General features: G+C 63.7%; 14 protein-coding genes and 1 pseudogene. 5 read left to right on the forward strand and 10 right to left on the reverse strand.

Annotated features, from left to right (window positions below):
• Positions 1–169: 169 nt before the first annotated feature.
• The gene (locus J2W36_RS14940) at positions 170–1,186 is read right to left on the reverse strand and encodes a LacI family DNA-binding transcriptional regulator (RefSeq protein WP_307690541.1); all 1,017 of its coding nucleotides are present in this window, start codon (positions 1,184–1,186) and stop codon (positions 170–172) included.
• Positions 1,187–1,734: 548 nt separating this feature from the next.
• Between J2W36_RS14940 and J2W36_RS14945 the strand changes: the two genes are divergently transcribed.
• Positions 1,735–1,917, forward strand: coding sequence for a type 1 periplasmic-binding domain-containing protein (locus J2W36_RS14945; protein WP_307690742.1), 183 nt, complete (start codon positions 1,735–1,737; stop codon positions 1,915–1,917).
• 1 nt (position 1,918) lies between these two features.
• A pseudogene (locus J2W36_RS26565) lies at positions 1,919–2,545 on the forward strand (tripartite tricarboxylate transporter substrate-binding protein); the annotation flags it as partial.
• Between the two features lie 252 nt (positions 2,546–2,797).
• On the opposite strand, the gene J2W36_RS14950 reads toward J2W36_RS26565, so the two are convergent.
• Positions 2,798–3,031: a hypothetical protein gene (locus J2W36_RS14950; protein ID WP_307690735.1), complete on the reverse strand. Its 234-nt coding sequence runs from the start codon at positions 3,029–3,031 to the stop codon at positions 2,798–2,800.
• A 382-nt stretch (positions 3,032–3,413) separates the two neighbouring features.
• Between J2W36_RS14950 and J2W36_RS14955 the strand changes: the two genes are divergently transcribed.
• Positions 3,414–6,503 (forward strand): PAS domain S-box protein, encoded by a 3,090-nt coding sequence (locus tag J2W36_RS14955; protein WP_307690542.1) that lies wholly within the window; start codon positions 3,414–3,416, stop codon positions 6,501–6,503.
• Positions 6,504–6,523: 20 nt separating this feature from the next.
• A complete protein-coding gene (locus J2W36_RS14960; protein WP_307690736.1) occupies positions 6,524–6,916 on the forward strand; it encodes a response regulator in 393 nt (130 codons plus the stop codon).
• Positions 6,917–6,920: 4 nt separating this feature from the next.
• Here J2W36_RS14960 and J2W36_RS14965 read toward each other — a convergent pair whose 3' ends face one another.
• The 4 genes from J2W36_RS14965 to J2W36_RS14980 are packed head-to-tail and all read right to left on the reverse strand — an operon-like array spanning position 6,921 to position 12,128.
• Positions 6,921–8,318: a class II fumarate hydratase gene (locus tag J2W36_RS14965; protein ID WP_307690543.1), complete on the reverse strand. Its 1,398-nt coding sequence runs from the start codon at positions 8,316–8,318 to the stop codon at positions 6,921–6,923.
• Between the two features lie 4 nt (positions 8,319–8,322).
• A complete protein-coding gene (locus J2W36_RS14970) occupies positions 8,323–9,312 on the reverse strand; it encodes a tripartite tricarboxylate transporter substrate binding protein BugD (protein ID WP_307690544.1) in 990 nt (329 codons plus the stop codon).
• Between the two features lie 25 nt (positions 9,313–9,337).
• Positions 9,338–10,756, reverse strand: coding sequence for a cation:dicarboxylate symporter family transporter (locus tag J2W36_RS14975; RefSeq protein ID WP_307690545.1), 1,419 nt, complete (start codon positions 10,754–10,756; stop codon positions 9,338–9,340).
• A gap of 16 nt (positions 10,757–10,772) precedes the next feature.
• Positions 10,773–12,128 (reverse strand): class-II fumarase/aspartase family protein, encoded by a 1,356-nt coding sequence (locus tag J2W36_RS14980; RefSeq protein ID WP_307690546.1) that lies wholly within the window; start codon positions 12,126–12,128, stop codon positions 10,773–10,775.
• Positions 12,129–12,283: 155 nt separating this feature from the next.
• Here J2W36_RS14980 and J2W36_RS14985 point away from each other — a divergent pair, with 155 nt between their 5' ends.
• Entirely contained in the window at positions 12,284–13,024 is a 741-nt protein-coding gene (locus J2W36_RS14985) for a GntR family transcriptional regulator (protein WP_307690547.1), read from the forward strand.
• Between the two features lie 1,384 nt (positions 13,025–14,408).
• Here the strand turns inward: J2W36_RS14985 and J2W36_RS14990 are convergent.
• The 4 genes from J2W36_RS14990 to J2W36_RS15005 form a co-directional block, all read right to left on the reverse strand.
• On the reverse strand, positions 14,409–14,903 hold the full coding sequence (locus J2W36_RS14990; protein WP_307690548.1) for a DUF2867 domain-containing protein: 495 nt from the start codon (positions 14,901–14,903) through the stop codon (positions 14,409–14,411).
• Between the two features lie 123 nt (positions 14,904–15,026).
• Positions 15,027–15,281: a hypothetical protein gene (locus J2W36_RS14995; RefSeq protein ID WP_370869331.1), complete on the reverse strand. Its 255-nt coding sequence runs from the start codon at positions 15,279–15,281 to the stop codon at positions 15,027–15,029.
• Between the two features lie 514 nt (positions 15,282–15,795).
• The gene (locus tag J2W36_RS15000) at positions 15,796–16,011 is read right to left on the reverse strand and encodes a DUF3606 domain-containing protein (protein WP_307690549.1); all 216 of its coding nucleotides are present in this window, start codon (positions 16,009–16,011) and stop codon (positions 15,796–15,798) included.
• A gap of 37 nt (positions 16,012–16,048) precedes the next feature.
• Complete coding sequence (locus J2W36_RS15005; protein WP_307690550.1) at positions 16,049–17,269, reverse strand: zinc-dependent alcohol dehydrogenase; 1,221 nt, start codon at positions 17,267–17,269, stop codon at positions 16,049–16,051.
• Positions 17,270–17,333: the final 64 nt, after the last annotated feature.

Here is a 17,333-nt window from a genome sequence, read left to right on the forward strand (position 1 = left end):
AGATGGACAGCCATCGCGGCTGCGACGCGGCCTCGGCCAAAGGTGTTGGCAGGCTTGGCGTGCGCGCCCTGGCCGTCGGCCTAACGTCAATCGCAGCGTTGAAGCCGATCGCAGGGGATGCTCGCGCTCGCCGTGCAGGCTGGCTCGGCCGCTTACGGCAGCCCCTGCCTCAGGCGCTGGCGCGTCGGACGATCGTGAAGCCAACGTCCACGACCATCTCCGCCGGACGCCGGCCCGCGGCCCGCTCGACGATGCAATCGGCGGCGATCTGCCCGATGCGGCGCCCGTCGATGCGCACGGTGGTCAACGCAGGATCGAGGTCGGCCGCGAAGTTCAGGTCGCCGAAGCCGACGACGGCCAGGTCGGCAGGAACGTCCATGCCGGCCACACGCGCCTCGGTGAGGACGCCCAGCGCCAGCATGTCGGAACTGCAGAAGACACCATCGATCGCGAGGTTCGATTGAAGGATCGAGCGCAAGGCGCGCCGGCCATCACTGAGCTTGGTGGGCGCGGGAACGAGGTGCGTTATCGGTGCCGCAGCGCCCTGCGCCTGGACCGCCGCCTTGAACGCTTCGGCGCGGCGAACCGAGCGGGGGTCGTCGCCACCGATCAGCGCGAGCCGCTTTCGACCCTTTTGCAGAAGAAAATCCGCCACGCTGCGTCCGACCGCCTCGTGCGAAAAACCAACCAGCATGTCGATCGGGTCGAGCGCCACATCCCAGGTCTCGACCAGGGGAATGCCTGCCGCCAGAAGCCGCTGGCGGCCCAAATCGCTGTGCAGGACCCCCATGAGCACGATCCCGTCGGGCCGACGCCCGATGATGTCGCGCACCAACTCGTCTTCGGTGGAACTGTTGTACCCGCTCTGCCCGACCATGAGCTGATAGCCGTGCTGCTGCAGGCGCGAGTTGAGCGCCTCGACCGTGTCCAGGAAGACAGGGCCCGAGAGGGTCGGCACCACCGCCGACACCAGGCGTGTCTTGCTCGAGCGCAGCCCGCCGGCCCCCCGGTTGGGCACGTAGCCGGTCGACACGACAGCAGCCTGCACCTTGGCCAGCGTCGTCGCATGGACCGAGTGCGGCGCGTTGAAGACCCGGGAGACCGTCATCGCGGACACTCCGGCCAGCTTGGCGACGTCCATCACGGTGACGCTCAGATGGCTAGGCTGCAGGGGGCGATCTGTCATGGTGGTTGGGAGCGGACTATAACTGCCGGGCCGACACTCCTCACCTGGATCGAGGTGCGCCGCCGGAACCGAGTCAGCTTTTCTTGCCCCTCCCCGCCCCTTTCGCATGCCGGCCCCTTCAAAAAACTGCCCTCCAGCCCCACGCTCCCTGATCGCGCGGCGTCGCCCACGCGTCGTGGGCGCTCCTCCGGTGACACCACGCTCCTGGAAGTCGCACGCTTGGTGGGGGTTTCCGCAATGAGCGCGTCCCGAGCACTGAACGCCCCGAACCAGGTGTCACCGAGCATCCTCGCCAAGGTCCACGCCGCGGTCGACGCGACAGGCTATTTCGCCAACCGGGTCGCTGGAAGCCTGGCGTCCAAACGCAGCCGCTTGGTCGCCGCAGTCGTTCCCTCGATTGCGGCGACTAGTGTTCCAGGGCATGGTCCAGTCGCTCATCGCCGAACTCGCGGCGCACGGCCATCAGTTGATGCTCGTCAGAGCGGCTATGGCATGCAGGAAGAAGTGCGCTGCTCGAGGCCATCATCGGCCGCCGCCCGGACGGCATCGTGGTTCCGTCCACCGCCGGTCGACGGCGCCTGGTGGCATCCGGCATCCCGGTGGTGGAGACATGGGACATGGTGGCCGACCCGATCGACATGCTGGTCGGCTTTTCGCACGAAGCCATTGCGGCCTCCGTGGCGTCTTTCCTGATCGGGCGCGGCCATCGGCATCTGGGGCAGGGTTCTTGAGTTGAGCCTCATCGCCCGGACGGGCGCCGCCGATTTCCTGCAGCCCAGCGCGATCAAGTCGGGCGGCGTCACCACGCTGCTCCGGCTGTCGCGCGAGTGCGCTGGCACCCGCCACCAAGGCACCGGTGATCGTAGGCAACCGCGGCGGCGCCGGGACGCAGATCGGTACGCGCGCCATCGCCACCGCGCCGCCGGACGGCCAGCCGCTCGGCTTCATCGACACAGCCTTCGTGATCAACACCGGGCTGCTAGCGCTGCGCTGCCTTACGACACCGAAAAGGACTTCGCCCCAATCTCGCTCGTGGCATCTGCGCCGTTGGTCCTCATCGTGCACAGCGCGGTGCCCGCAGCCACTGTCGCCGAATTCGTGGCGCTGTCGAAGACGAAACCCGGTGGGCTCAGCTACGGCTCAGCCGGGGTGGGCAGTGCGCCGCACCTGGCCGGCGAACAACTGCGCAAAGCCGCCTCGATCGACATCCACCATGTTCCGTACCGCGGCCGCGGCACGGTGTTGAACGACCTGCTGGCGGGACACATCCAGTTCGGATTCACCACGATTGCGACCATGGTCGACCACATCCGGGCGGCTACGGTGCGCGCGCTCGCGGTCACGGGCGTGCTGCGCGCCCCCAGTTGCCCAAGGTCCCGACTATGCAGGAGGCCGGCATGCCGAGCGTCGACGCGACGCCGATCTTCGGCCTCATCGGCCCGACTCAGTTGCCGTCGAGCACGGTGGCCCTGCTGTCCAACATAGACCATGGTCAATCGCCCCGCGTGGGATGACGTAGAGCGTATTGGGCCGATCAAACTGCTGGCGCCCCATGGCCGCATCGGGGACTTGCGGCCGAATCACGGGGTATGGACCGACTGCTCTTTGCCATCAGGGGAAGGTCAAGTCCAAACCGAGCATCCTGGCCAGGCCGACGGTCAGGAGCGAGAGGCCCAAGAGCAATAGCAAGAAGACTGCGGCCATCTTGCCGCCCGCGCGCAGCACCGCGCGCTGCGTCCCCTTCTTCTTCCCTTGATCGTAATGCCACTTGACGGCGAAGAACATGCCAATGCCGAGCACAAGCACCTTGAACGTAATGAAGACTACAGGGAACCAATCCATGATTTCAGTATTTCCAGGCTATTACATGACACGTATCTAACGTGAGCAGCATTCAATCCCAGCGGCCGCCCATCTCGCCAAAGTGGGAGAGGGATCTCAGGTTGAGCGGTGGAATGAGGTCATGGTTTGCCATAGGGAAAGTATCCCATTTTTTCGCTTGAATTTTCAGTAATTACTGAAAACCAAGCACGATCTGGCCCAGCCCCGTGGCAGGCACGCCTGTGAGCCACCACTGCCGCAAGCAACGATTGGACTGAACATTTTTGTTCCGCTCGCGCCTCAAAGAATCCTGACAGGTCTCCGCGGCGGCGTATAAAGGTTCCAGGTGCGGCTGCACCTTCGAGCGCGCGACACGCGAAATGCAGTTGAAGTTTGCGAGGCCTCAATGCCTAACCTGAATCCAAACCCTGTCGCCCAGGTCACTGCGCAGAGCGAGCTGTCCACCCTTCGAGCTCGCATCGCGGAAATCCAACGTGGTCTGCAGGACGGTGGACTGGTCGAGCTGCTACGCGACCATGAGCCCCAGCTTCGCCAGGTTGTGGAAAAAATGTCCGAGGGTTTGATGATCTTCGACAACGACGGCAACGTCGCCTTCCAGAACCGTGCCTCCTTGCGCATTCACGGATTCGAGGATCACGAGCGCGGTGAGATCGAACGCGACGCGCTACCGGTACTGTGGGAGGGCTGGGACAGCGCGGGGGAACGGCTGGAAGTCGGCGACTGGCCTGCAACTCGTGTGTTGCGCGGCGAGTTGGTTCAGGATCAGGTGTTGCGTGCGCTGCGTCGCGACACGGGTCAGGAATTCTGGGCGAGCTACAACGGCTCCAATCTCTATGATGCAGAAGGGCGGGTGACTGGCTGTTTCATCACCATCCGAGACATCACGCCGCAGATGCGAGCCGCCGAGGCTCTGCGAATCAGCAACCAACGCCTCGGCAAATTCTTCCATTCCGAGATGATGGGGTCGATCTACTGGGAAATCGGGGGCCTGATTACCGAGGCCAACGACAGATTCCTGCGGATGGTCGGCTACACACGCGACGAACTGCTGGCTGGCCAGGTAAGTTGGAGCGCATTGACGCCGCTGGCATACCGATCACTCGACGAGGAGGCGCTGGCCCAGCTCAACAGCGAGGGGGTGGGCAATCCGTACGAGAAGGAGTTCATTCGTAAGGACGGCACCCGCATTCCAGTGCTGATAGGCTCGGCCAGACTCGACAACGACCTGCGCGAGGGCACCGCCTACGTGCTGGACATGACGGATCGAAAGCAAGCCGAAGTAGGCATTCAACGGCTTGCTGCGATCGTCGAATCATCCAACGATGCGATCGTCGGCAAGACACTCGACGGATGTATCACGAGCTGGAATGCGGCAGCACAAACCATCTTCGGCTACACCGCCGACGAAGCCATCGGGAAGTACGTCCAGATGCTGATTCCGCCTGAGCGTCAGAGCGAGGAAACGCGCATCCTGGGTGAGGTGGCCGCTGGCAAATCCGTGCCCGCTTTCGACACAGTGCGGCTGCGTCGCGATGGGGAGCCAATCGATGTGTCGATCACCGTTTCGCCGATCAGAGACGGCGAAGGTCGCGTGGTCGGTGCCTCCAAGATTGCCCGGGATGTCTCTGCGCAGCGGCGCGCCGAAACCGCCCTTCGCAACAGCGAGGAGCGACTCCGGTTCACGCTGGAAGCTGCACACATCGGTGACTGGGATCTCGACCTCGACACCGGCGTCATGCGGCACTCCGCGCGACATGACCAATGCTTCGGATATGCCGAACCACAAGCCGACTGGAATTTCGACAAATTCATCCAGCATGTTCATCCTGAAGATCGGTCTCACGTCAAGCAAACCCTGGACTCGGCCGTCACCGAACTGCACGACTGGCGCGTCGAGTGCCGGGTGGTCTGGCCAAACGGATCCCTCCACTGGATCAGCAAGCACGGCAGCGTTCAGTTCAAAAGCGGCAAGGCCACCTGCATGCTCGGCATCGTCAGCGAAATCACGCAGCAGCGGCAGGCAGAGAACACCCGCCTGGCGGTACAACGACTGGAGGTCGAGAATCAGCAAATCCAGCAGGCGAGCCGGCTCAAAAGCCAGTTCCTGGCCAACATGTCGCACGAGCTGCGCACGCCGCTGACCGCGGTGATCGGTTTCGCCGACCTGCTGCACTCGGGCTTCGTCAAGCCGGACTCGCCCAAGCATCAGGAATTCCTCGGACACATCGGCACCAGCGGACGGCACTTGCTGCAGCTGATCAATGACCTGCTCGACCTGTCCAAGGTCGAGTCTGGCAAGTTCGATTTCTTTCCCGAGCACATCGACCTGAACGAAGTGGTGAAGGAAGCGCTGGACGTCCTGCATACGGCTTTCAGCAGCAAGGACATCCGCATCACAACGGACATCGATGCCGATCTCACCGACCTGAGGCTTGACCCGGCACGGCTCAAGCAGGTGCTTTACAACTACCTGTCGAACGCCATCAAGTTCACGTCGGCGGGCGGGCACGTCACCGTGCGGGCCAGCGCCGAGGAGCCTGAGCACTTCCGTATCGAAGTGGAAGACACGGGAGTCGGCATCCTGGCCATCGACCTGCCGCAGCTGTTCACGGAGTTCCAGCAGCTCGATGCGGGTTACAGCAAGCGGCACCAAGGCACCGGCCTGGGCCTGGCGCTGACACGCCGGCTGGTGCAGGCACAGGGCGGCCAGGTCGGCGTTCGCAGCACCATGGGCGTGGGCAGTGTGTTCTGGGTCGTGCTGAACCGCAAGAATGGCCCGGACACGCAGCGGGCCGAGGCCACGACGCTGGGCGTGCTCGAACGCGAAGCCGAGGTGATCGAAGATGCTCAGCGCGAGCAGGCGCTGCTTTTCGGAGCGCTTTCGCAAGCCGGCTTCGAGGTCGAGGCGACCGCCGATGGCAAGCACGCATTGCCGCGCGCCCGCGAAACCACGCATCCGGCACCGACGCCCGGCCTGGAAACGAGCACCACATTCGACATCGCCAACGTGTTGTGCAAGCCCATCCGCATGGACGAAATATCGTCGGCAATGGCCCGCTTCAGGCTGCCGGGTGAGCGGCGTGCCAATGTCATGGTCATCGACGACGAAACGGTATCGCTCGACCTGATGCGTGCGGCCCTGATGAGCATCGGCATCGACGCCGTCTGCTTCCAGGATGGCCGCGTCGCGCTGCAGGAGATTGATCATCACCGGCCCGATGCCATCGTTCTCGACCTGATGATGCCGGCGTTCGACGGCTTCCAGGTGCTCGACGCCTTGCATCAGCTGCCAGCTTGGCGCGACGTGCCGGTCTTCATCTGGACCAGCATGCTGCTGACCGAAGAGGAATACGCCACGCTGGCGCGATCGGCACGAGCCATCCTGATCAAGGGCGGCGGCGCCATGGAAACCGTGCTGGAAAGCGTGCGCCGCTGGCGCAAGCCTGTTGTGTCCAGTACCGGGGCAAAGTCGTGAGCGCGCCGCGGGTGCTGATCGTGGACGACAACGCGATGAACATCGCCATCGCCGAGGTCGTGTTGCTGGCCGAGCACTTCGAAGTGGACACGGCCGACGATGGCCTGCAGGCGATGCTGAAGGTGGCGTCGTTCGGGCCGGACCTGATCCTGCTGGACATCCAGATGCCCGGCAAGGACGGGCTTGAAGTGACCCGGGACCTGAAGGCCGACCCCGCCACCCGACACATCCGCATCGTCGCTTTCACCGCCTTTGCGATGCAAGGCGACGAGGCGAGGATGCGCGCCGCCGGATGCGACGGGTATCTGTCCAAGCCCATCGATGTGAAGAGGTTCGGCGCGCAAGTGCGCGCCTATCTGCAGGCGCCGATTGATGAGGCGTGGGCGAGGTCAGCACCTCTGGGTACGTTGTAGACCCTCACTTGCGAGAGGAACACGCCATGCGTGCGGGATCGACCCATCGGTCGTAGTCCTCGCCGCTGAGCAGCCCCAGATCGACGGCAGCCTCGCGCGGCGTGATCCGCCGTTCCATGGCCGTCCGGGTGATGCGCGCGACCTTGTCGTAGCCGAGGATAGGGTTCAGGGCGGTCACCGCCAGCAGTGCATTGCCGACGTTGGCAGCCAGGCGTTCGCCGTCGACCGCCAGGCCCGCGACCAGCTTGTCCGCGAACACTCGCGTGCCGTCCGACAGCACGCGGATCGATTGCAGCAGATTGTGGATCAGCAGCGGCTTGGCGACGTTGAGTTCGAAATTGCCGGAGGCGCCCGCCATCGTCACCGTGACGTGGTTGCCCATGACCTGCATGCAGGCCTGCACCAGGACTTCGGCGATGGTCGGGTTGCGCTTGCCCGGCATGATCGACGATGTCAGGCCGTCGTCCGGCACCACCAGTTCACCGATGCCGCAGCGCGGGCCCGAGCCCATCCAGCGGATGTCGTTGGCCATCTTCATCAGCGATGCGGCGATGACGTTCAGCACGCCCGAGAGTTCGAGCAGCGCGTCGTGCCCGCCCATGCCCTCGAACTTGCACGAGTTCGGGGTGAACGGCATGCCGGCCAGCGCACTCGCCTCTTCGCAGAAGAGCACGTCGAAGCCGGCGGGCGCATTGAGCCCGGTGCCTGCGGCGGTGCCGCCTTGCGCCAGCACGCGCAGGCGCGGCATCGCGTCGTCCAGCCGCGCGAGCGCGTTGCGCACCTGCCAGCCGAAGGCGTCGAAGGCCTGGCCCATGGTCATCGGAACGGCATCCATGAGGTGGGTGCGCGCGACCTTGATGTCGGCCGCGAATGCCTGGGCGCGGTCGTCGAGCGCCCGCTGCAGGCCGGCCAGCGACGGCACCAGCCGGTCGCGGACTTCCAGCGCAGCGGCGATGTGCATCACCGTCGGAAAGCTGTCGTTGGACGACTGCGATGCGTTGACGTGGTCGTTCGGATGGACCGGCGAATTGGCGCCCAGCGGCTGCCCGAGACGCAGGTTCGCGCGGTTCGCGATCACCTCGTTCGCGTTCATGTTGGTCTGCGTGCCGGAACCCGTCTGCCAGACCGTGAGCGGGAAGTGGTCGTCCAGCAGGCCATCGCGCAGCTCTTGCGCCGCCGCGACGATGGCGTCGGCCAGCGCCGGGTCGAGCACACCGCAACGCACGTTGGCGCGTGCCGCAGCGATCTTCTGCAGCCCGAAAGCGCGCAGCAGGCAGGGTGCGAAGCGTTCGGTGCCGACATCGAAGACGCCGAGCGCCCGCTGCGTCTGCGCGCCCCAGTAGCGTTCGGCCGGGATCTCGACCGGCCCGAAGGCGTCGTGCTCGGTGCGCGTCGCGCTCATCGCCTCAGTCCAGCGAGATGTTGCTCTTCGCCGCCACCGACTTCCAGCGCGCCACTTCGGCCGCGGTGTGCTTGCCCAGCGCCGCACCGGTGTACTGGTCCGTCGGCAGCATCTGGATCGCCTGCTCGGCCATCTTGTCGGTGAACGCCCTGTCGGTCATGACCTTGAGGTAGGCCTGCTGCACCTTGTCGAGCACCGCCGGCGGCGTGCCCTTGGGCGCGTAGATGCCGTACCAGGTCGAGGCCTCGAAGTTCGGCAGCACGGTCTCGTTCAGGGTCGGCACGTCCTTGAGTTGCGGCAGGCGCACCTTCGACGTGACGGCCAGCGCGCGCACCTTGGCTTCCTTGATCTGCGGCAGGGCCGTGTTGGTCTGGTCGAAGATGCCGTCGACCTGGCCGCCGATCACGTCGATCAAGGCCGGGCCGGCGCCCTTATACGGCACCTGCGAGATCTTGATGCCTGCCGACGCGGCCCACAGCGCGGCAATGAGGTGTGAACTGGAGCCGACACCGGCATTGCTGATGAAGACCTTGTCCGGATTGGCCTTGGCGTAGTCGACCAGTGCATTCACATCCTTGGCGGGATGCTCCTTGCGCACCATCAGCACCAACGGCGTGTCGGGAAAGCGGAACACCGGCGCGAAATCCGCCACCGGGTCGTAGGCGAGCTTCTTGTACAGCGCCGGCGCTGCGCCCATGTAGCCCATGTGGCCGACCAGCATCGTGTAGCCGTCGGGCGTGGCGCGCGCGGCCTTCGCAGCGCCCACGGTGCCGCCGGCACCCGGCGCGTTGTCGATCACGATCGGCTGGCCGATCTCACGGGCCACGCGCTCGGCGATGGAGCGCGCCAGCGCATCGGTCGGGCCACCGGCCGCGAAAGGCACGATCCAGGTCACGGGTTTGGTCGGATAGGCCTGGGCTAGCGCGCCGAACGTGCTGGTCACGAGCGCAGCCGCCAGCAGGCTGCGGGTCGCGAATGTCTTGATCTTCTTCATGTTGTCTCCTCGGGTGGTGGTCGTTTCAGATCGGGTGGGGCCTGGAGGTCTGAATGCCTCTTGGATGCGGGGTGGCCGCGTTGCCGTCTTCGCCGAGCAGGTTGCCGTCGTCCAGCGCGGCATCGGCGGCCGCCTCGGCCGGAAAGCGTTCCGGATAGAGGTGACGCTCGGCGGTGGCGGCATCGAAGGTGCCCGACCACTTCGCAACCACGACCGTCGCAACGCTGTTGCCGATGGTGTTGCAGGTGGCGATGGCCATCGACAGGAAGCGGTAGACGCCGAAGATCACGGCCAGACCTTCGACGGGCAGCATGCCGGTGGAGGTCACGGTGGCGGCGAACACGACGAAGGAGCCGCCCGACACCGTCGCTGCGCCTTTCGAGGTGAGCAGCATCAGCAGCAGGATGCCGATCTGGTGGTCGAGGGTGAGGGGCACGCCGTAGGCATGCGAGATGAACATCACGCCCATCGCCATGAACAGCGACGTGCCATCGAGGTTGAAGGCGTAGCCGGTGGGCAGCACCAGCCCGACGGTCTGCTTCGCGCAGCCCATGCGTTCGAGCTTGATGAGCAGCCGCGGCAACGCGCTTTCCGACGACGCGGTGCCGAGCACGATGAGGATCTCGTCCTTGATGAAGCGCAGGAAGCGCCACAGGCTGAAGCCGGCCAGCTTCGCCACGAGGCCCATCACCACCGCGATGAAGAGCAGCACCACCGCATAGAAGCTGAACACCAACTGCGCCAGAGCAACCAGCACCGCCGTGCCATTGCTGCCGACAGAGTAGGCCACCGCGCCGAAGGTGCCAATGGGCGCCAGCTTCATCACCAGGTTGATGAAGGAGAACAGCACCTCGGAGATGCTGTCGAGACCTTCGTTGATCCTGGCGCGGCGCGCGTCGGGAATCGCCAGGATGCCGATGCCGACCATCACCGCCAGCACCACCACCTGCAGCAGTTCGCCCTTGGCAAAGGCACCGACGAAGTTGTCGGGGACGATGTGCGCCATGAATTCGAGGAAGCCCTGTGGTGCCGCAGCCTTGGTCGCGGCGGGCGCAGCCGCACCACCTGCGACCGTGCTCATGCCTTTTCCGATACCCAGCAGGTTGCCCGCGAGCAGGCCGACCACCAGTGCGATCGTCGAGATCACCTCGAAGTACAGGATGGCGCGCCAGCCCACGCGGCCCGCGCTCTTCACGTCACCGGCCGACGCGATGCCGTGCACGATGGTGAGGAACACCAGCGGCGCGACGCCGGCCTTGATGAGCGACAGGAACATGTCGCCCAGCAGCTTGAGCTGCGAGGCGAACTTCGGAAAGAGGAAGCCGACGGCGATGCCGAGCACCAGCGACAGCAGCACCTGCATGCCGAGCTTCCGGTACCAGGGCAGCGACTTCAGTGTCGCGAGCGCCGCCACCGGGGGGCGGCTGGATGAGAGATCGGTCATCGCGTCGCTCCGGCCGTCAGGCGTTCACTTCGGCCGACAGCGCCAGCGCGCGGTCCACCATTTGCGGTGCCAAGCCGAGGTAGTTGGCGGGGTCGGTCAACCGATCGATCGTGGCGCGGTCGAAATGCTTCGTGACCTCCGGCAGCGCGGCCAGTGCTTCGGCCAGCGTGCCGCCCTTTTCGTTGACCGTGCGGCACGCGTCGTACACCACGTCGTGCGCCTGCTGGCGGCCTATGTGCGGTGCCATGCCCATCATCACCGCCTCGGCCACGATCAGGCCCTTGGTGATGCCCAGGTTGTGCGCCATGCGCGCCTCGTCGACGATCAGCCCACCGAGCGCAAACTTGGCCTGGTGCAGGGCGCCCGAGGTGAGGATGAAGCTCTCGGGAATCGCGATCCATTCGGCATGCCACGGGCCGGTCGCGCGCTCGAAGTCCTGCACCATCGCGTCGACCATCAGGCCGGCGTGCTGGCGTACTGCTTTCGATGCGGCCAGCATGAGTTCGCTGGAGATCGGGTTGCGCTTCTGCGGCATCGTGCTCGACGCGCCGCGGCCCTTCACGAAGGGCTCGTACACCTCGGCGAACTCGGTCGACGCCATGATCATGATGTCCAGTGCGATCTTGCCGAGCGAGCCTGTGACCAGCGCGAGCAGGTTCACTGCTTCGGCGAAGCCGTCGCGCGCCACGTGCCAGGTCGTGGCGGGCACGCCCAGCTTCAGTTCCTCCGCCATGGCCTTCTGCACGTCGAAGCCCTTGTCGCCCAGCGACGCCAGCGTGCCGGCCGCACCGGCGAACTCGACCACCGCCACGCGCGGGCGCAGTTGCGCCAGCCGCTCCTGGTGCCGATCGAACATCGCCAACCAGATCGCGACCTTGTAGCCGAAGGTCACTGGCAGCGCCTGCTGCAGGTGGGTGCGGCCGGCCATGGGGGTGTCGCGGTGCTTCTTCGCGAGCGACGCGAGGATGCTGCGCAGCGCGCGGATGTCGGCGTCGATGCTGTCGAGTGCATCGCGCACCTGCAGGGCGACGGCGGTGTCCATGATGTCCTGCGTGGTGGCGCCCCAGTGCACGTAGCGACCGGCCTCGCCGCACATGGCGACGAGCTGGTGCACGAGCGGCAGGATCGGGTAGCCGACGATGTCGGTCTCTTCGCGCATGTGGTCGAAGTCGATGCGCTCGATCTTCGATTCGCGAGCGATCACCTCGGCCGCTTCCGCCGGGATGACGCCGCAGCGCGCTTCGGCCTTCGCGAGGGCGATCTCGGCATCGATGTAGCGCTGGATCAGCGCGCCATCGGAAAAGAGCTGGCGCATCTTCTGCGTGCCGAAGGCATCGCGGAACAGGATCGAGTCGACGACGGTACTGGCCATCGGGAGCGAGGACGAGGGGGTGTGCATAGGGCGGGCTTCGGAAATTGGGAACGAACGACATCGATATGTTCGGACATATGAACTCTAATATGTCCGAACATACTGGGCAATCCTGGGTTTACCCTTAGTCCGATAAGTGCGATGCTCAGGTCACCATGTCTCAGCCCACCAAGCCGCGCTACAGCGACATCGCACGCCACCTCACAGACGCCATCACCAGCGGCCACTTTGTGGTGGGGACCCTGCTGCCCACCGAACTGGAACTCGTCGATCACTACAAGACCAGCCGCCACACCGTGCGCGCGGCGTTGGCCGAACTGCAACAGCTCGGGCTGGTCTCCCGCCGCAAGAACGTCGGCACGCGCGTCGAGGCCGCGCGACCGCGGAACACGTTCCGGCCATCACTGGCGTCGGTCGACGACCTGGTGCAGTTCGGCGCGGCGCATCTGCGCCAGGTGCAGTCGATCGAAGCGGTGGCGGTAAGCGGTGCCATTGCCGCCGACCTGGGTTGCGCCGACGGCACGCGCTGGCTCCGCATCTCGAGCCTGCGGCTGCGCGGCGATGCGACGGCCGGCCCCATCGGTTGGACCGACGTTTACATCGACCCGGCCTACGCGGAGATCGGCGACCTGGTGCGCGCCTCACCCGATGCGCTCATCAGCGCGCTGATCGAGTCTCACTATGGCCGGCAGATCGCCGAGATCCACCAGGACGTCCGGGCGGCGACGGTGTGCGATCCGGCGATGGCGAAGGCCCTGAAGCTTGACGAGGGGGCAGCGGCGCTGAAGATCGTCCGCCGTTACTTGGACATCACGGGCCAAGCATTCGAGGTCTCGGTATCGACCCATCCGGCGGATCGCTTCTCGGTGTCGATGCGACTGCAGCGATCCACCTAGACCCTCAGTTGCTCGCGGGCAAAAGAAGGCTCGTCCGCAAAGAGGAGCCTATGAAGAAAAGTCGATTTTCAGGGGAGCAAAGGGTCGCGATCCTCCACGAAGCAGATCGCATGACCATGGGTCGCGGTGATGCGTTTGCAAGCTGGGCGAGCTCATCTCATGGCCCTTGCGGCAGTGCGCCATTTGGGGATCAAATGACTGCTTCAAAAATGAAGGCGATGCTTTGGTCCTTGGGCCGCTCATGCACGAAGCGCCCTTCTTGCAGGAATATTCTCTAAATTCTCCTTCAGCACCGGCAAACCAAAATACCAGCCAAGCCATCACACCGCACAAGATCGCGATGTATGCAGAGTTGGTAATCAGGTCGTGACAGCTGCCGTGGGAATTCATTTTTTAATTCACGCATCTAATTATTTAGATAAAAATTCATTATCCACGGCCAAGGATTCAATTTTTCTACAATTTTTAATTCCAACAGCTCCGGATATTGATTCAATTAGAACCCGTCCTGATCTTGAGATTTTTTGCGTTGATTTGAGTTGAAAGGCAACATCTCGACTGCCGCATCGAGGGGTGCGGCATGTTCCTGGCGGCCATTCTGGTACGACTGGATAATAAAATCAATGCCTGCAACAAAATAGTTGCTTCTATTTTTAAACTAGTACTTTTGGATTTAATCCAAATTGGATCGCCGCCGTCGACAGGCTCTTTTCCAGCGAAGCCTTCAGTCAGCGCGTAAGGTGCGGTTATCCTTCAATCTACGAGATCGAAACCCCTTCCCCAGCGCGGCCAGAGCGGAGTTTCTGGACAGCCGCCCGTCGCTCGAAGGCGAGGGCAACGGCAATACTCCAAAGTCAATCTACCAAACCGAGCTGCAGGTAGCCGGCGATAGGGCCCCGCGCGCTAACTACGGCGGTGAGCTTTCCACTGTGGATGGCGAAATATTTTTTGGTACCCCCGCCGCCGCCGCAAGCGGCCAATCCCGCAAACAGCGATGCAGAGCCAACGGCTCTTACCCACGATCTCAACGACTTCATAGCGATCCCGCTTTTAGTCATGTATGACGTCGGTGCAAATCTAATTGATCTGCACCTGACATCGACATCGTAGAAAAAAGGAGATTTGTAATTAAATTTTTACAAATGGTAACGACATATTACCTAGCACTTTCATACTAAAATTTTTAGCGCAAAATAACCCGCCAACTACCGCATTTGGGGGGGGTGGCAGAGATTTGTTCCATGAGTTGATGACGCCGTTGGGTAAGCGGGTTGCAATGACGCGCATCACCGCATCTCAAACAAGATCGGGGCTCACCCTCACGATCTCGTCTTAAAGGTGAATGCAGATCACGCGGCCACAGCGTCCGAAGCCGCTGGTCGACTCAGCGCACGAGGCTTCCCAATTTGCGCACGGCCCGAGCCAAGTTGGAACGCACCACAAGCCTGTGGAAGGGGCCAATCACGAAGAGATAGAAGTGTCCGAAGCTGTTGTTGCAGTGGACGACCGTCGTTGCGACAAGCTCGCGTCCCTTTCCGTTGGCCAAAGCTCGCACAAGAACCGAGGCCTTGAAGTTGAGATGCCGGTCGTTTTCCCCCAGGACGAGCTCATTTTCAGACCTCGACAGGACAGGGAAGAAATCGATGTGCGCTTTGCCGCTCGTCTGCATTTCGGCGCGGAGCGTATCCGACGACTTGACCCCAAAGGGCGCCACCAGTACGTCGCGGAACTTCAGCAGCAAACGAAACCACCAGGACGGGTCACCAAAGACCGCTTGCGCCAACAACTCAATCGTCAACTGGGTGCCAGTCGGCAGGGGCACCGCGAAAGCATCGGCGAAATGAGAGCTCTCGAACAGTCCGGCGACGCGGCTTTCCAAGGGCAATTCAACGGCTCGGACGACTCGCATGAAAGCATATTACCTGCTGGCCTCGCCCCATGCTGGGACGGTATGGCCACTGCGGCAACGCGCGGTTGACCGCGTTGCCCGGCAACGCTGCCACTATTCCTTGAAGTGGACGCCCTGGACGATCTTCTGGTTGCGTGCGTACTCGGCCTGCGCAAAACGCCCCAAGTCTTCGGCCGAACCGTTGCCTCGCAGCCTACCTTGATCCTGCAGCTTGGCGCGGACTGCAGGCGCGAAGATGCCGCTTCGCTGCTTGAGCAGTTCCATCGCCAAATGCAGCACCGTTCCGACGCCCGAGGTCGCGTAGCTGTTCTTGCCGGGAGACGCCTTGCGCCAAGCCGGTCTTCCCACGCTGGCCGCGTGAGGTGGCGCTGGAAGAATGCAAGTACATCCGCATTGAATTCCGTGTGCAAAGCAACGCGAAGCCGGAGTTGTTGCGACAAATTTCAGGCGTCGTGCTTGCCATGGCTGGGGCATGGCGCGAGAAACGCGAAATTCGTGGGTCTCGCACGGGTGTCGAAGGCAACTCGCTGCGACGGATTTCCTCGCGCAATGGAATCGTCGATCCAGAGGGGCAGAGACCCTTGCGCAGCGTCCAGTTCGGAATGGCGCCAACGGCCGCCAAGAAAGTGGGCCCCGGAGTGGCTGATCGCCGCAACGACGATCAAAGGCTGGTTGACGTTCAAGACGTTGCTGACGAGCGGCGACTGACGGGTCGTGCAAGTGGCGCATCCAGGGTTGGCAGCCCAACCGTTCCCCCGCGGCCTTGCGCGTGAATCCGCATCGACGCCTCCATTGGCGACATTCCCTCTGGAACGACGCGATCACATTCAAGGGCGGATCGCCTCGCGGCGGCACCTGCGCGCTATTTCGCCTTCTCGGCGTCTTGCGCGGCGTCTGCGTTGGTCGAGCTGCGGCTGCCCTTGAGGTACATCTCCACATCCGCTGCCTTGTCGCCGACCTTGGCGATGGCCTGAGACAGCTGTTCATCGGTGACATCGAATTCGCGCGTCCAGCGCGTGACCTGCGCCGCATCGCTCTCGTCGATACGGGGAATGGTTGAATTGCTGGGGTTCGTCATGCGTTCTCCTGTCGCTGATGGGTTGAAAGAGTTCGGTTCAGAGCGGCAACGTGCGATCCGCTTCCAGGGCGACAGGCGCCACGGGCGGCGGTCTGGAAGGCGTCAACACGACCTTGCGACAGGCCTCCTCGGCCTTCTCGAAGATGTCGTAGCCGCGCGCAGCGTCTTCCAGCGCCATGTGGTGCGTGATGATCACCTCGGGCTTGAGGTCGCCCGCCTGAATGTGTTTGAGCAGCTTGGGCATGTGCTGCTGCGCATGCGTCTGGCCCATCTTGAAGGTCAGTCCCTTCTCAAAGGCGTCGCCGAACAGAAAGCCGTGGATGAAGCCCGCGTACACGCCGGGCACGCTCACCACGCCGCCGCGCCGCGTGGCCGCAATGGCCTGGCGCAGCGCCTTGCCGCTGGACCCTTCGAGCTTCAGATCGGTCAGGACTGTCTCCAACGTGCTGCCCTTGGCTTCGAAGCCCACCGCGTCGATGGAGGCATCGACGCCCCGGAAATCGGTGCGCTCGATGATGGCGCCGGCCGGGTCGTCGATGTCCTTGAAGTTGATCGGCTCCACGCCGTAGGTCGCCTGAGCGAAATCCAGGCGATAGGCGTGCTCGTCGACCATGAAGATGCGCTCTGCACCCAGCAGTCGGGCTGAAGCCGCGGCCATCAGACCCACCGGCCCCGCGCCGAAGATGGCCACCGTCGAGCCCGGCCCCACCTCGCCGTTCACGGCAGCTTGGTAGCCCGTGGGCAGGATGTCCGACAGGAACAGCACCTGCTCGTCGGCCAGCCCCGGCGGAATCACGAGCGGGCCCACGTTCGCCTTGGGTACGCGCACGAACTCGGCCTGTCCTCCGGGATAGCCGCCATACAGATGCGAGTAGCCGAAGAGTCCCGCGCCGGAACGCACGTTTTTCTTGTTCATGATGGCGCCGCGCCCCGGGTTGGTGGTCTCGCAGGCGGCGAACAAGGTCTTGTTGCAAAAGAAGCACTGGCCGCAGGCAATCGTGAAAGGCACGACCACACGGTCGCCCTTCTTGAGCCGAGTCACGCCCTTGCCGGTCTCCTCCACGATGCCCATGAATTCGTGGCCCAGAATGTCGCCGGACTCCATGTCCGGAATCTTGCCGCGGAAGATGTGCAGGTCCGAGCCGCAGATGGCCGTGGCGGTCACGCGCAGCAGCACATCGTCTTCCTGCTGCAGCACGGGATCAGGCACGGTCTCGACGCTGACGTTCCTGGAAGACTGGTAGGTAAGGGCTTTCATGGTGCAACGTGCTTGGGGTGTGAGCAGGCGAAGAAAGGCAACTTAGGTCGCGCGCCCCACTGTC

This window comes from Variovorax ginsengisoli (genome assembly GCF_030811835.1).
GTDB classification, from domain to species: domain Bacteria; phylum Pseudomonadota; class Gammaproteobacteria; order Burkholderiales; family Burkholderiaceae_C; genus Variovorax; species Variovorax ginsengisoli_C.

What these genes read in the sequence shown, in the direction of transcription:
- J2W36_RS14940 (WP_307690541.1), bottom strand. Translation starts at nt 1,186, where the DNA reads ATGACAGATCGCCCCCTGCAGCCTAGCCATCTGAGCGTCACCGTGATG.
- J2W36_RS14955 (WP_307690542.1), top strand. Translation starts at nt 3,414, where the DNA reads ATGCCTAACCTGAATCCAAACCCTGTCGCCCAGGTCACTGCGCAGAGC.
- J2W36_RS14965 (WP_307690543.1), bottom strand. Translation starts at nt 8,318, where the DNA reads ATGAGCGCGACGCGCACCGAGCACGACGCCTTCGGGCCGGTCGAGATC.
- J2W36_RS14970 (WP_307690544.1), bottom strand. Translation starts at nt 9,312, where the DNA reads ATGAAGAAGATCAAGACATTCGCGACCCGCAGCCTGCTGGCGGCTGCG.
- J2W36_RS14975 (WP_307690545.1), bottom strand. Translation starts at nt 10,756, where the DNA reads ATGACCGATCTCTCATCCAGCCGCCCCCCGGTGGCGGCGCTCGCGACA.
- J2W36_RS14980 (WP_307690546.1), bottom strand. Translation starts at nt 12,128, where the DNA reads ATGGCCAGTACCGTCGTCGACTCGATCCTGTTCCGCGATGCCTTCGGC.
- J2W36_RS14985 (WP_307690547.1), top strand. Translation starts at nt 12,284, where the DNA reads ATGTCTCAGCCCACCAAGCCGCGCTACAGCGACATCGCACGCCACCTC.
- J2W36_RS15000 (WP_307690549.1), bottom strand. Translation starts at nt 16,011, where the DNA reads ATGACGAACCCCAGCAATTCAACCATTCCCCGTATCGACGAGAGCGAT.
- J2W36_RS15005 (WP_307690550.1), bottom strand. Translation starts at nt 17,269, where the DNA reads ATGAAAGCCCTTACCTACCAGTCTTCCAGGAACGTCAGCGTCGAGACC.